Below are 14,163 nucleotides of genomic sequence, written 5' to 3'. Positions count from 1 at the left end.
TAGGGTCGGGTGATGGAACATCGTCATCTCGGCCGTTCCGGCCTGCTGATCAGCGAGATCGCGTACGGCAACTGGATCACCCACGGTTCCCAGGTCGAGGAGAAGGCCGCCACCGCGTGTGTGCGGGCCGCCCTCGACGTGGGCATCACCACCTTCGACACCGCCGACGCGTACGCCGGTGGCCGCGCCGAGGAGGTGCTGGGCCGCGCGCTCAAGGGCGAGCGCCGCGCCGGCCTCGAGATCTTCACCAAGGTCTTCTGGCCGACCGGGCCCGGCCCGAACGACCGCAGCCTGTCCCGCAAGCACATCATGGAGTCGATCGACGCGTCGCTGGGCCGGCTGCAGACCGACTACGTCGACCTCTACCAGGCCCACCGCTACGACTACTCGACCCCGCTCGAAGAGACGATGATCGCCTTCGCCGACGTCGTGCGCTCGGGCAAGGCGCTCTACATCGGCGTCTCGGAGTGGACCGCCACCGAGATCCGCGCGGGCTGGGAGCTGGCCCAGGATCTGAAGATCCAGCTCGTCTCGAACCAGCCGCAGTACTCGGCCCTGCACCGGGTCATCGAGGCCGAGGTGGTGCCCACCTCGATCGAGCTGGGCATCGGCCAGGTCGTCTTCTCGCCGATCGCGCAGGGCGTGCTGACCGGTAAGTACGAGGCGGGTAAACAGCCGCCGGCGGGCTCGCGGGCCACCGACGAGAAGTCGGGCGCCAACTTCATCTCGCGGCTCATGCGCGACGAGGTGCTGGAGGCGGTGGCCCAGCTCAAGCCGCTGGCCGAGCAGGCCGGGCTGACCCTGGCCCAGCTGGCGGTGGCGTGGGTGCTGCAGAACCAGAACGTGTCGGCCGCCATCGTCGGCGCGTCCCGCCCGGAGCAGCTGCGGGACAACGTCGTCGCCTCGGGCAAGAAGCTCGACGCCGACCTGATGAAGGCCATCGACGCGGCCCTGGACCCGGTCGCCGAGCGCGACCCGGCCAAGACCCAGTCGCCGGCTCGCCGCCCGTAACGGATGGTGCTTCTGGTCCGGTTCCTACGAGCCGGACCAGAAGCGCATCAACTCGAGGCCGACCTGGATCAGGACCTCGGACAGGCCCAGCTTGTCGGTGATCCAGAAGACCAGGGTGTAGAAGTAGTCGCCGACTTTTGTCTGCCACAGCAGCAGGAAAAGCAGGATGAAGCCGTACGGCGCGAAGAGGTTCCACGCGCGCAGGTAGGCCGGGCTCATCCACGGCGCCAGGATGCTGCCGCCGTCGAGGCCGGGGATCGGCAGCAGGTTGAGGATCGTGGCCGTCACCTGCAGGAACGCCAGCGCGGCGAGGGCCGCCCAGAACTCCAGGTGCTCGCCCGAGCCGCCCGCGACGAACTGTCCGCCGACCAGGTCGAGCGTGGGCCCGACGCCGATCAGGAACGGGAACGCCAGCACCAGGGCCAGGATCAGGTTGGTCAGCGGGCCGGCCGCGCTGATCAGCGAATCCTTGACCTTGCTGCGGATGTACCGGTGGTCGATCCAGACGGCGCCACCGGGCAGGCCGATGCCGCCCAGGATCACCACGACCACCGGCAGCACGATCGACAGCAGCGGGCTCGTGTACTTCAGCGGGTTCAGTTTCAGGTAGCCGCGCTCGACCACCGAGTGGTCGCCCGAGAAGTAGCCGATCAGCGCGTGCGCGTACTCGTGCAGGCACAGCGAGACCAGCCAGCCCGCCACGATGAACAGGAACACGTCGACCCGGACGTTGCCGAAGCCGACCCACGTCATCCAGCCGCTGACCACGAACACCGCGACGATGCCCACGAACACCGGGCTCGGCACGAACGCGTGGCGCGGCGCCCGGGTGTGGACCGGGTCGTCGTAGGTCACGTCACTCCGTCGGCAGCAGGCTCATCGGGTATTCCACCCGGTCGTCCTCGACCAGCACCACCTTGGCCACGCCGGCCTCGGCCAGACCGCGCCATTCCTGGCCGATCCACGACTCGGCGTCGGCCTGGCTGCTGAACGTCTCCGGCGGACCGGCCACCGGCTGACCGTCGACGTTCTCGTAGCGCCAACTCCACGGCATGCGCCGCCCCCTTCACGTCCTCGGTCGGTGTCCTCCACCCTACGGCGTCGCGATGTGCGGCCCGGCCTTAAGGTACGGGGCATGTCCGATGATCGGTGGCACACGGTCCTGGTGCTCGGCGGGATCCGGTCCGGCAAGTCCGCTTTCGCCGAGTCCCTGGTGGCCGGCGCCCCGGCCGTGCGCTATGTGGCGACCGCGACCGGTGGCGAGGACGACCCGGAGTGGCTGGCTCGGATCGAGGAGCATCAACGGCGGCGGCCGCAGTCGTGGTCGACCGAGGAGACGGGCGCCGACCCGGCCCGGCTGACCGAGTTGCTCACCGAGGCCAAGCCCGACGACACGCTGCTCGTGGACGACCTGGGCGGCTGGGTGGCGGCCCTGCTCGACCCGGCCCGGCAGCCCAACGACGACGAGGCCGACGTGGCCGCCCTGGCCGCCGCCGTGCGCGCCTGCACGGCGCGGGTGGTGCTGGTGAGCCCCGAGGTGGGGCTGGCGCTGGTGCCGACGACGCCGGTCGGGCGGGCCTTCGCCGACGCGCTGGGCACGACCAACCAGGCGCTGGCCGAGGCGAGCGACCGGGTCGCGCTGGTCGTGGCCGGCCGCCCGGTCTGGCTCAAGGGCGCCCCCGACGAAGCCGCCCTTTCGGATTCGTCCGGCCCAGCGAGCAGCGGCGCGACTACGGCCGCCGCCGCGGAACCGGCTGTCGTGGAACCGGCCGCCGTGGAACCGGCCGTCGTCGCGCCGGCCACCACCGAACCCGCCGTCGTCAGCCCCGCCGCGCCGGCTCTGGTCAGCCCGGTCGCCGCCGAGCCCGCGGCGGCTCCGGACGTCGCTGACGCGCTCAACCAGCAGACCACCGTCCTGCCCCTGGTCGCCTCGACTGTCGTGTTCGAGCCCGGCATGGACCTGCCCATGCCCGACGGCGACGCCGGCCCCGACGCCCGTGACCGCCTGGTCAACCTCGACTTCGCGGGCCCCGGGCTGGGCCGCCTGGCCGAGGCGGTCATGTTCGCCGCGGCCACCCAGTCCACAGTCACCCCGCAGCCCTGGTCGGCCCCGCGCGTGCTCCTGCTCTCGGGCCGCCACTCCGGCGGGGCCGCGGCCGGCGACGACGTCGACGACGTCGAGCGCCGCGTGGCCCAGGTCGAGAACGGCGAGGGCGTCCTCAGCCGTCTGGCCGGCACGGCCGGGGCCGACATCGCCGTCGTGCGTACGGCCGAAGCCACCCCCATGGAAGACATGGCCGCGGCGTCCCTGGAGGACGTCGACCTGGCCCTGCAGCGGGGCTGGCTGCTGGCCGACGCGGCCGCCGAGGCCGGCAAGGACCTGCTCGTCATCGCGTCCATCGGCGTCGGCACCGACGCAGTGGCGGCCGCTGTCTCCGCCGCCACCACCGGCGCCGAGGCCGTGGCCGTGCTGCCCCGGGTGCTGCTGCCGGGGGGCATCTACGACGACGAGTCGTGGATGGAGCGCGCCGGCGCCGTGCGGGACGCGTTGCACCGCATCCGCCGCGAGCCCCGTGGGGCCAAGGACATCCTGCGCGAGCTGGGCGGCCTCGACCTCGCGGTCGCGACCGGCGCGCTGCTCGGCGCGGCCGCGCGACGACTTCCGGTCGTGCTGGATGGGCCGGTCGGCATCGCGGCCGGTCTGATCGCGCGTGATCTGGGCGGCCAGATCCGGCACTGGACCCTGCTGGCCGACGCGGGCGACCTCGAACTCGTCCGCCAGGGCGGCGACGTGCTCGGCCTGACACCCGTACTCGACCTGGGTCTGGGTCTGGGTGAAGGGGCGAACGCGCTGGCCGCGCTGCCGCTGCTGCGGACGGCCGTCGGCCTGGCCCAGTCGACCGGTGTGCATCCGGCATTGGAGCCGGAGCAGGACTTCTCGGAGCCCGAGCCGGACGGTCCGGGGCCGGCCACCACCAGCCCCGAGTGAGTTTCGGCGCCGGGCTCCGGCTATCGGTCACCACGCTGACCGTCCTGCCGGTGCGGGCCGGGCGGGTCGACCGCCCGGCGGCCGCGGTGGCGATGAGCGTGGCCCCGGCCGTCGGCGCCCTGCTCGGTCTGATCCTGGCCGCGCTGCTGTGGCTGCTGCGCGAGGGCCAGGCGCCATCGCTGGTGGCAGCGGGTGTGACGGTCGCGGCGGCGGCCCTGCTGACCCGCGGCATGCACCTCGACGGGCTGGCCGACACGACCGACGCGCTCGGCTCCTACCGCCGGGGTGAGGCTGCCCTCGTCATCATGAAGAAATCGGACATCGGCCCGTTCGGGGTGGCCGCGATCGCGCTCACGCTGCTGCTCCAGGCGTCCGCGCTGACCGTGCTGCCGTTCGTGGCGGTCGTCGTCGCTTTCGCGGCGGGCCGGGCGGCCATTCCACTCGCCTGCCGCCGCGGCGTGCCCGCGGCCCGGCCGGAAGGGCTGGGCGCGCTGGTTGCCGGCTCTGTGCCCCCGCCTGTGGCGGCCCTGGGCGCCACGCTGGTCACCGCAGCGGCGATTGCCGCGACTCCCGACCGCATATGGCAGGGGCCGGCCGCCGTCGTCGTCTCACTCGCCGTCGTGGTGCTGCTGGTGCGCCATTGCGTACGGCGTTTCGGCGGCATCACCGGCGACGTGCTCGGCGCGGCCGTGGAGGTCGCCACCACGCTCACCCTGATCGGCCTGTCGTTCCGCTAGCGCACGGACGTCTTGACAAACGGTGGCTTGACGACGCGGGCCTCGGTGCGGCGGCCGCGGATGTCGATCTCGACCAGGTCGCCGTCGGCCACGGAAGCCGCGGTGTCGAGCAGGGCCAGCGCGATGCCCAGCTTGCGGGTGGGCGAGAACGTGCCGCTCGTGGTCTCGCCGATCAGCTGGTCGCCCGCGTAGACCTGCATGTGCCCACGCGGGATGCCCCGGCCGGTCAGTTCGAGGCCGCGCAGCGTACGCCGCGGGCCGGCCTCTTTCTCGGCCAGCAGGGCCTCGCGGCCCCAGAAGGCCGGCTTCTTCCAGCCCACGGCCCAGCCCGAGCGGGCCTGCACCGGCGTGATCTCGAGGGTCAGCTCCTGGCCGTGCAGGGGATAGCCCATTTCCGTACGCAGGGTGTCGCGCGCACCGAGGCCGCACGGGCGCACGCCGGCCTCGATCAGCCTGTCCCACACCCCGACCGCCGACGCCCACGGCACGACGAGTTCGTAGCCGTGCTCGCCGGTGTAGCCGGTGCGGCACACGATCAGGTCGCCCGATGTCGAGAACGACATGTAGTCGTGCGACGTGGGCAGGCCGAGTTCGGTCAGCACCTCGGCCGACTGCGGCCCCTGCACGGCCAGCACCGCCCAGTCGCCGTGCTCGCCGGTGACCGTGATGCCGGCCGGAGCGGCGGCGGTCAGAAGCCGTACGACCGAAGCGGTGTTCGCCGCGTTCGGGATCAGGAAGACCTCGTCGTCGGAGATCACGTACGCGATGAGGTCGTCGACGACACCGCCGTCCTCGGTGCAGCACAGCGTGTACTGCGCCTGGCCGGGACCGATGCGGCTCAGGTCATTGGTGAGGCAGCCGTTCACAAAATCAAGAGCGCCGGTTCCGCGTACGCGGGCCTTGCCGAGGTGCGAGACGTCGAACACGCCCGAGGCCTCGCGCACCGCCGTGTGCTCCTTGAGGACGCCCCCACCCGCGTACTCGAGGGGCATCTCCCAGCCCCCGAAGGCAGCGAACTTCGCACCCAGCGCCACATGGCGTTCGTGCAGGGGCGATCGGGAAAGAGCGTCGGCAGACATGAGAGTCAACTTACCCGTGACCTCGGGCTTGGTTAGAGTCGCGGGGAACCCCTCCCCCGGCGTCACCGCGCCGGGGCCCACCAGACCAGCCGGCGCGGCCCATGAGGCGCCTGGCTCATCAGTCCGCGGAGTGCCCGAGTGACCCAGCCCAGCCTCAGCCTGGTCGACACCGACCCGGCCGAACTGTCCGTCGACGCCATCGTCATCGGCCTGCACAGCCAGCCCGACGAGGGCGGCGCGCTGCTGCCGGCGGCCGGCGCCGAGAGCATCGCCGCCGCCTTCGACGGCAAGCTGACTTCGACGCTGGCGCTGCTCGGCGCGAGCGGCGCGCCGGGCGAGGTGACCAAGCTGGCCACCCTCGGCACCATCTCGGCGCCCCTGGTCGTCGCGGTCGGCCTCGGTGACGAGCCCACCGGTTCGGCGCCCAACCCCGAGACCCTGCGCCGGGGCACCGGCGCCGCGGTGCGCGCGCTGGCCGGCAGCGGCACGGTCGCGCTGGCGCTGCCGCTGCCCGACGACGAGGACGCGCCGGGCGTGCTGCGCGCGATCCTCGAGGGCGCGCTGCTGGGGTCGTACAAGTTCGCCGGTTACAAGACCAAGCCGCAGCCGACCCGGCGTGACCCGGTGGCCGCGCTCCAGGTGCACGTGCCGGACGCCGGCGACGCCGCCGCCGCGGCCGAGGTGACCCGGGCCGAGGCCGTGGCCCACGCCGTGCGGTTGACCCGCGACTGGGTCAACACCCCGCCCAACGTGCTGCGCCCGCCGCAGTTCGCCGACGCCGTGGTGGCCGCGGCCGCGGGCACCGGCCTCGAGGTCGAGGTGCTCGACTTCGACGAGCTCAAGGCCGGCGGCTACGGCGGCATCGTGGCCGTTGGCCAGGGTTCCGAGGCGCCGCCCCGGCTGGTCAAGCTGACCTACACGCCCGAGGGTGTGGAGTCGCCGAAGCGGGTCGCGCTGGTCGGCAAGGGCATCACGTTCGACACCGGCGGCATCAGCATCAAGCCGTCGGCCGGCATGTGGGAGATGAAGTCCGACATGGCCGGCGCCGCCGCCGTCGGCGCGACCATGCTGGCCGTGGCCGCGCTCAAGCCCCGGGTCGCGGTCAGCGCCTACCTGGCGATGGCCGAGAACATGCCTTCCGGTACGGCGTACCGGCCGGGCGACGTCATCACGATGTTCAACGGCAAGCGGGTCGAGGTGTACAACACCGACGCCGAGGGCCGCATGGTGCTGGCCGACGCGATCGCCCGCGCCTGCGCCGACGGCACCGACTACGTGTTCGAGACCTCGACGCTGACCGGCGGCCAGGTCATCGCGCTCGGCAAGCGCATCGCGGGCCTGATGGGCTCGGACGACGCGGTCGAACTGGTGCGCGCGGCGGGTGACCGGGTCGGCGAGCCGGCCTGGCCGATGCCGCTGCCGGACGAGGTGCGCAAGGGCATGGAGTCCGACATCGCCGACATCTCCCAGACCAACTCCAATCTGGACCGGGCCGGGCACATGCTGCAGGGCGGCGTCTTCCTGCGCGAGTTCGTGGCCGAGGGTGTCGAGTGGGCGCACATCGACATCGCGGGCCCGAGCTACCACACGGGCGAGCCGACCGGTTACTGGAGCAAGGGCGGCACGGGCGTCCCGATTCGTACCCTGCTGTCGGTTATCGACCAGTTGGGCTGATTGTTTCCGGTTCCGGGCGCGCGGCGCCCGGAACCGTGTCAGCTTTCCTGAGCGGGCCGCCGCTTCTGGCGCTCGTTGTAATCGCGCATGCGTTGCGGGTAGCCGAGCAGCGCGACGTCGTAGATGGGAACGCTGAGCTGATGGGCCCACCGCCGTGCGATCTCGGGCGTCTCGGTGCGACGCCGCGTCCATTCGCCGTCGTGCGCCACGAGCAGAACCGTGGTCTCCGTCACCGACGTACGGGGTTCGATGAATGCCTCGACCCCGCGCCGGGTGCGCACGAACTCCGCGAGATATTCAAGATCGGCACGGTCCAGCGGCCGTCCGGCCGCTCGCTGCGGCTCCCGGCGGCGTCGAAACCAGGCCACTACCCGCTCCTCACGCTCAATTGCGGCAAGAGTACGTCGAGCGGGCCCACACGTGGGGAACCTGACTGCATCGATCAGTTCGCCAAGTGACAAGATGGCCTGGACATACTGTGACCGTTTCCATTGTGTGACCCGCATGGCAACGACGCGAACACTGGAGTCAACGTGAGTCAGCCGAACGGCGGAACCTTCGACATCGTCATCCTCGGCGCCGGGAGCGGCGGCTACGCGGCCGCCCTGCGCGCGGCCGAGCTCGACCTCTCCGTCGCGCTGATCGACAAGGCCGAACTGGGCGGCACCTGCCTGCACCGCGGCTGCATCCCGACCAAGGCGCTGCTGCACGCGGCCGAGATCGCCGACCAGACCCGCGAGAGCGAGCAGTTCGGCGTCAAGGCCGACCTCGTCGGCATCGACATGGCGGGCGTCAACGCGTACAAGGACGGCGTGGTCGCGCGCCTCTACAAGGGCCTGCAGGGCCTGCTCAAGCAAGACAAGATCACGCTGGTCCAGGGCGCCGGCAAGCTCGTGGCCAAGGACACGGTCGAGGTCGACGGCCAGCGCTACACCGGCCGCAACGTCATCCTGGCCACCGGCTCGTACTCGCGCTCGCTGCCCGGCCTCGAGGTCGACGGCCAGCGGGTCATCGCCAGCGAGCACGCCCTCAAGCTCGACCGCGTGCCCTCCTCCGCGATCGTGCTGGGCGGCGGCGTCATCGGCGTCGAGTTCGCCAGCGTCTGGAAGTCGTTCGGCGCCGACGTCACCATCCTCGAGGCCCTCCCCCGCCTGGTCGCGGCCGAGGACGAGGAGATCTCGAAGACGGTCGAGCGCGCCTTCCGCAAGCGCAAGATCAACTTCAAGGTCGGCAAGCCGTTCGAGAAGGTCGAGCACACCGAGAACGGCGTGCGCGCCACCATCGCCGGCGGCGAGACCGTCGAGGCCGAGGTGCTGCTGGTCGCCGTCGGCCGCGGCCCGACCACGGCCAACTTGGGCTACGAGCAGCAGGGCATCACGCTCGACCGCGGCTTCGTCATCACCAACGAGCGGCTGCACACCGGCGTCGGCAACATCTATGCCGTGGGCGACATCGTGCCCGGCCTGCAGCTCGCCCACCGCGGTTTCCAGCAGGGCATCTTCGTGGCCGAAGAGATCGCGGGCCTCAAGCCGGCCCCGATCGACGAGGCCGGCATCCCCCGGGTCACCTACTCCGACCCCGAGATCGCGTCGGTCGGCCTGACCGAGACCAAGGCCAAGGAGCAGTACGGGGCCGACAAGGTCTCGACCTACAACTACAACCTCGGCGGCAACGGCAAGAGCCAGATCCTCAAGACCGCCGGTTTCGTCAAGCTGGTCCGGCTCAACGACGGGCCGGTGCTGGGTGTCCACATGGTCGGCGCACGCATGGGCGAACTGGTCGGCGAGGCGCAGTTGATCTACAACTGGGAAGCGTTCCCGGAAGAGGTCGCGCAGCTGGTCCACGCCCACCCGACGCAGAACGAGGCGCTCGGCGAGGCGTTCCTGGCCCTGTCCGGCAAGCCCCTGCACGCACACAGCTGATCCCGTTCACAGCGGTTAAGGAGTTCTGAGACATGCCGGTATCGGTCACCATGCCGCGACTGGGTGAGAGCGTCACCGAGGGCACCGTCACTCGCTGGCTCAAGCAAGAGGGCGAGCGGGTGGAGGTCGACGAGCCGCTGCTCGAGGTCTCCACCGACAAGGTCGACACCGAGATCCCGTCGCCGGCCGCCGGTGTGCTCACGCGCATCGTCGTCGGCGAGGACGAGACGGCCGACGTCGGCAGCGAGCTCGCGGTCATCGCCGGCGAGGGTGAGGACGCGGGTTCCGCGGCCCCCGCCCCCGCCCAGCAGCAGGCCGAGCCTGAGCCCGAGCCCGCGGCGCCCACCACCCCCTCCACCGAGAAGCCGGTCGAGGAAGAGGCCCCGGCCCCGCAGACCGCCTCCGCCCCCACCGGCGGCGGCGAGGGCACCGCGGTGAAGATGCCGGCGCTCGGCGAGAGCGTCACCGAGGGCACCGTCACCCGCTGGCTCAAGCAGGTCGGCGACTCCATCGAGGTCGACGAGCCGCTGCTCGAGGTCTCCACCGACAAAGTCGACACCGAGATCCCCTCGCCGGTCGCGGGCACGCTGCTCGAGATCAAGGTGCAGGAGGACGAGACGGCCGACGTCGGCGCCGACCTGGCCATCATCGGCGCCGAGGGCGCGGCCCCCGCGGCCGCCCCGGCTCCGCAGCAGGCGCCCGCGCCCAAGCAGGAGCAGGAACCCGAGCCCGAGCCGGCCCCCGCACCCAAGATCGACTCGGCCCCCGCGCCCGCCTTCGAGCCGTCCGGCGGCTCGTACGCCGACCCGGCCCCCGAGGCCGAGACGGCCAAGGACCCGGTCGCGGCCGAGCGGGCGGCCGAGCCGCCCGCCCCGTCGCAGCCGCGGGTCGAGACGGCCAGCCCGAACGGCGCCGGCGACGCCGGTTACGTCACGCCGCTGGTGCGCAAGCTCGCCGCCGAGAAGGGCGTCGACCTGTCGACGCTGACCGGCACCGGCGTCGGCGGCCGCATCCGCAAGCAGGACGTGACCGACGCGGCCGAGAAGGCCGCCGCCGCCAAGGCCGCGCCCGCCCCGCAGCAGCAGGAGGCCGCCCCGGCGGCGGCCAAGCCGGCCGCCGCGCCCAAGCCGGCGCCGAGCCCGCTGCGTGGCCGCACCGAGAAACTGACCCGCACCCGCGCGACGATCGCCCGGCGCATGGTCGAGTCGCTGCAGATCTCGGCCCAGCTGACCACGGTGGTCGAGGTCGACGTGACCAAGATCGCCCAGCTGCGGCAGAAGGCCAAGGCCGACTTCCTGGCCCAGCACGGCGTCAAGCTGAGCTTCCTGCCGTTCTTCGCGCTGGCCGCGGTCGAGGCGCTGCGCCAGCACCCGGTGGTCAACTCGTCGATCGACCAGGAGGCCGGCACGGTCACCTACCACGACGCCGAGCACCTGGGCATGGCCGTGGACACCCCCAAGGGCCTGATCGTCCCCGTCATCAAGGACGCGGGCGACCTGAACCTGGCCGGGCTGGCCAAGCGCATCGCCGACGTGGCCGACCGCACCCGCAACAACAAGATCGGGCCGGACGAGATCTCGGGCGGCACGTTCACGCTGACCAACACGGGCAGCCGGGGCGCGCTCTTCGACACCCCGATCATCAACCAGCCCCAGGTCGGCATCCTCGGCACGGGCGCCGTGGTCAAGCGGGCCGTGGTCATCAACGACCCCGAGCTGGGCGAGATCATCGTGCCGCGCTCGATGGTCTACCTGGCCCTCAGCTACGACCACCGGATCGTGGACGGCGCCGACGCCGCCCGCTTCCTGGTCACGCTGAAGGAACGCCTCGAGGGCGGCCACTTCGAGGGCGACCTCGGGCTGGGTTGATTTTCCTGAAGTGAGAGGGGGAGCGCGTGAGCGCTCCCCCTCTTCGTTTTGAACGGGTTCACTTCGGGGCATGATGGGGTCATGCGGATCCTGATCTCGGGCGCGTCCGGTTTCCTCGGCGGCAACCTCGTCGAGCGCCTGCGCGGCCACGGCCACGAGGTGACCAAGCTGGTGCGCCGGCCCGCCCGGAGCGACGACGAGGCGACCTGGCAGCCCGCCCAGGGCCAGATCGACCCGCACATCGTCGCGGCGGCCGACACCGTGATCAACCTCTCCGGGGCCAACGTCGGCGGCAAGCGCTGGACCGCCCAGTACAAGAGCGAGCTGCGGTCGAGCCGGGTCGACACCACCGGCACGCTGGCCCGGGCCATCCGCAAGCTGCCCGAGGCCGACCGCCCGCGCACGCTGCTGCAGGCCTCCGCCGTCGGCTGGTACGGCGACACCGGCGACACGCCCGCCACCGAGGAGACGCCGGCCGGCACCACCTTCCTGGCCGACCTGTGCCGGGTCTGGGAGGCCGCCGCCCGCCCGGCCGAGGACGCCGGCACCCGGGTCGTCCTGCTGCGGACCGGGCTGACCCTCGACAGCCTGCTCAAGCCTCTGCTGCCGCTGTTCAAGCTGGGCGGCGGGGCCAAGCTCGGCGGCGGCAAGCAGTGGATGCCCTGGATCAGTCTGCCCGACTGGCTCGGGGCGGCCGACTTCCTGCTCGAGCGCGAGGACGTCTCGGGCCCGGTCAACATCGTCGGCCGCGAGCAGATCACCAACGCCCGGTTCACCAAGGCGCTGGCCGCCGCCGTGCACCGCCCGGCCCTGCTGAGCGTGCCCGGCCCGGCCCTGCACGTGGTGATGGGCGAACTGGCCGGCGAGTCGCTGCGCAGCACCCGGGTCGTGCCGGCCGTGCTGGAGCGGACCGGCTTCCGGTGGGCCTACCCCACGATCGACGGCGCCATGCGGGCGGCCGTGGGCCAGGAACCGGCGGCGTCCCGCTGAGCAGCGGCGCAGGCTTGCTAACCTGCGCGTGATGTCCGTCGCCGTTCCCACCTCCACGTCCTCCGCAGACAGGCCGTCACCCCCCGCCGCCCCCCGGGCGACGCGGCCGTGGCCGTTCCATCTGTTCGTCGCCCTGATGGCCCTCGCCCTGGGCGGATACGTCGTGAGCCGGCTCTGGCGCGACCCGTACCGGCACGCGATCGCCGACAACGTGGGCGACCAGGCGTTCTTCGAGTGGGTGCTGTCGTACGGCGTACACCTGCTGCACCACGGCGGCGACCCGTTCTTCACCGACCTCATGAACGTGCCGGACGGCGTCAACCTGGCCGCCAACACCTCGATCACGGTGTACGCGATCCTGTTCGCCCCGCTCACCATGCTGGCCGGCCCACAGGTGACGTTCCTGGCCGTCCTCACGCTCAACCTGGCCGGCTCGGCCTACGCGTGGTTCCTGTTCTTCAACCGCTTCGTCACCGCGCACCGGGGCGCGGCCGCGCTGGCCGGGTTCTTCTGCGGTTTCGCGCCGGGCTTCGTGGCCCACGCCAACGGCCACCTCAACTGGACCTCGGGCTGGATCGCGCCGCTGGTGCTGTGGCGCCTGCTCAAGATGCGCGACACCAGCCGCTGGCTGCGCAACGGTCTGATCCTCGGTGTCACGCTGGCCGTCGGCTTCTCGATCGCGGCCGAGGGGTTGTTCTTCACCGCGCTGGCCGGCGGGGTCTTCGTGATCGCGTGGGCGCTGTCCCCGGTCAACCGGTCCGAGGCGCGGGAGGCGCTGGGGCGGTTCGCCGCCGGTCTGGGGGTCACGGCCGTGGTGGCCGGCGCCCTGTTGGCGTACCCGCTCTATATGCACTTCGCCGGGCCGCAGACCTTCAAGGGCACCGGCTTCAACCAGCGGCACTACTCGGAAGATCTGCTCTCGTTCTTCGCCTTCGCCGATCGCTCGCTGGCCGCCGGGGCCGGGCTGGGCAACGAGCTGGCGGCCAACCGCACCGAGGAGACGAGCTTCTTCGGCCTGCCGCTGCTGGTGCTGCTCACCGCCTGCCTGGTGATGCTGTGGCGCAGCGCGGACGACCGGCGGCGGTCGGTCCTGCGGGCCCTGATGATCGTGGGCGGGCTGTTCTTCCTGATCTCGCTCGGCCCGCGGCTGCGGGTGGCCGGCGCCGAGAGCGACATCCCGCTGCTGTACGCGCTGCTCCAGCACGTGCCGCTGTTCGACTCGGCCCTGCCGGCCCGCTATGCGCTCGTACTGGTGGGTGTGTTCGGGGTGATCCTCGCGATGGCCACCGAGCGCATGCTCGGCTCGGGCGCCCCGCGGCCGCTGTTCGCGGTGGGCCTGGTGGTCGCGTTGCTGCCGATCTTCCCGCTGCCCCTGGTCCATCGGGAGCGCTCGCCCGAGCCGCGGTTCATCGCCGACGGCACCTGGGAGAGGTACGTCACCGAGGGCGGGGTGATCAGCGCGCTGCCGTTCGCCGCCAACGTGGCCGCGGACGGGCAGCGCTGGCAGGCGTACACGATGGCGCGCGGGGGCCCGGAGTTCCGCATCCCCGACGGTTACTTCCTCGGCCCCGACGCCGAGGGCGCGGAGGGCAAGGGCCGCATCGGCGCGCTGCCGCGGGCCACCGACTGGTTGTTCCTGCGGGCCGCCCTCTACGGCTACCTGGCCGACCTGGACAACGCCGACCGGGCCACGGCCCGCGCCGACTTCCAGCGCTGGGGGGTCGAGGCGCTGTTCCTGCCCGACGTGATCACCGGGCCCGAGGGGCCGCTGTTCCGCTCGGCCGTCGAGACCACCGCGACCGATCTGCTGGGGCCGCCCGAGCGCGTGGACGACGTGCTGGTGTGGCGCATCCGTCCCGGAGTGGATCCGGTCGACCGGCCGTAGGGGGACTA

General features: G+C 72.1%; 12 protein-coding genes. 8 read left to right on the top strand and 4 right to left on the bottom strand.

Annotated features, from left to right (window positions below; genetic code table 11):
* Positions 1-12: 12 nt before the first annotated feature.
* The gene (locus tag M1L60_RS36165; RefSeq protein ID WP_253242060.1) at positions 13-1,011 is read left to right on the top strand and encodes an aldo/keto reductase family protein; all 999 of its coding nucleotides are present in this window, start codon (positions 13-15) and stop codon (positions 1,009-1,011) included.
* 24 nt (positions 1,012-1,035) lie between these two features.
* Here the strand turns inward: M1L60_RS36165 and M1L60_RS36160 are convergent, their stop codons facing one another.
* Together M1L60_RS36160 and M1L60_RS36155 are read right to left on the bottom strand one after the other, a co-directional pair.
* The gene (locus tag M1L60_RS36160) at positions 1,036-1,866 is read right to left on the bottom strand and encodes a site-2 protease family protein (RefSeq protein WP_253242059.1); all 831 of its coding nucleotides are present in this window, start codon (positions 1,864-1,866) and stop codon (positions 1,036-1,038) included.
* Between the two features lies 1 nt (position 1,867).
* Complete coding sequence (locus tag M1L60_RS36155; protein ID WP_253242058.1) at positions 1,868-2,065, bottom strand: hypothetical protein; 198 nt, start codon at positions 2,063-2,065, stop codon at positions 1,868-1,870.
* 81 nt (positions 2,066-2,146) lie between these two features.
* Between M1L60_RS36155 and M1L60_RS36150 the strand changes: the two genes are divergently transcribed.
* Positions 2,147-4,000, top strand: coding sequence for a bifunctional adenosylcobinamide kinase/adenosylcobinamide-phosphate guanylyltransferase (locus tag M1L60_RS36150; RefSeq protein ID WP_253242057.1), 1,854 nt, complete (start codon positions 2,147-2,149; stop codon positions 3,998-4,000).
* A complete protein-coding gene (locus tag M1L60_RS36145; protein WP_253242056.1) occupies positions 3,997-4,737 on the top strand; it encodes an adenosylcobinamide-GDP ribazoletransferase in 741 nt (246 codons plus the stop codon). The genes M1L60_RS36150 and M1L60_RS36145 overlap by 4 nt, the downstream gene beginning before the upstream one ends.
* Here the strand turns inward: M1L60_RS36145 and gcvT are convergent.
* Entirely contained in the window at positions 4,734-5,816 is a 1,083-nt protein-coding gene (gcvT, locus tag M1L60_RS36140) for a glycine cleavage system aminomethyltransferase GcvT (protein ID WP_253242055.1), read from the bottom strand. The genes M1L60_RS36145 and gcvT overlap by 4 nt on opposite strands.
* A gap of 138 nt (positions 5,817-5,954) precedes the next feature.
* Between gcvT and M1L60_RS36135 the strand changes: the two genes are divergently transcribed.
* A complete protein-coding gene (locus M1L60_RS36135) occupies positions 5,955-7,490 on the top strand; it encodes a leucyl aminopeptidase (RefSeq protein ID WP_253242054.1) in 1,536 nt (511 codons plus the stop codon).
* Between the two features lie 38 nt (positions 7,491-7,528).
* On the opposite strand, the gene M1L60_RS36130 is transcribed toward M1L60_RS36135, so the two are convergent.
* Entirely contained in the window at positions 7,529-7,858 is a 330-nt protein-coding gene (locus tag M1L60_RS36130) for a hypothetical protein (RefSeq protein WP_253242053.1), read from the bottom strand.
* A gap of 165 nt (positions 7,859-8,023) precedes the next feature.
* Here M1L60_RS36130 and lpdA point away from each other — a divergent pair, with 165 nt between their 5' ends.
* The 4 genes from lpdA to M1L60_RS36110 all read left to right on the top strand — a co-directional run bounded on the left by lpdA (position 8,024) and on the right by M1L60_RS36110 (position 14,155).
* On the top strand, positions 8,024-9,412 hold the full coding sequence (lpdA, locus tag M1L60_RS36125) for a dihydrolipoyl dehydrogenase (RefSeq protein ID WP_253242052.1): 1,389 nt from the start codon (positions 8,024-8,026) through the stop codon (positions 9,410-9,412).
* A gap of 32 nt (positions 9,413-9,444) precedes the next feature.
* Positions 9,445-11,280, top strand: coding sequence for a 2-oxoglutarate dehydrogenase, E2 component, dihydrolipoamide succinyltransferase (gene sucB, locus M1L60_RS36120; protein ID WP_253242051.1), 1,836 nt, complete (start codon positions 9,445-9,447; stop codon positions 11,278-11,280).
* A gap of 81 nt (positions 11,281-11,361) precedes the next feature.
* Positions 11,362-12,270, top strand: coding sequence for a TIGR01777 family oxidoreductase (locus M1L60_RS36115; RefSeq protein ID WP_253242050.1), 909 nt, complete (start codon positions 11,362-11,364; stop codon positions 12,268-12,270).
* Positions 12,271-12,301: 31 nt separating this feature from the next.
* Positions 12,302-14,155, top strand: a complete 1,854-nt coding sequence (locus M1L60_RS36110) for a DUF6311 domain-containing protein (protein ID WP_253242049.1) — start codon at positions 12,302-12,304, stop codon at positions 14,153-14,155.
* Positions 14,156-14,163: the final 8 nt, after the last annotated feature.

Source organism: Paractinoplanes aksuensis (assembly GCF_024137025.1).
GTDB classification, from domain to species: Bacteria; Actinomycetota; Actinomycetes; order Mycobacteriales; family Micromonosporaceae; genus Actinoplanes; species Actinoplanes aksuensis.
This window is presented reverse-complemented; position numbering and strand designations above follow the sequence as displayed.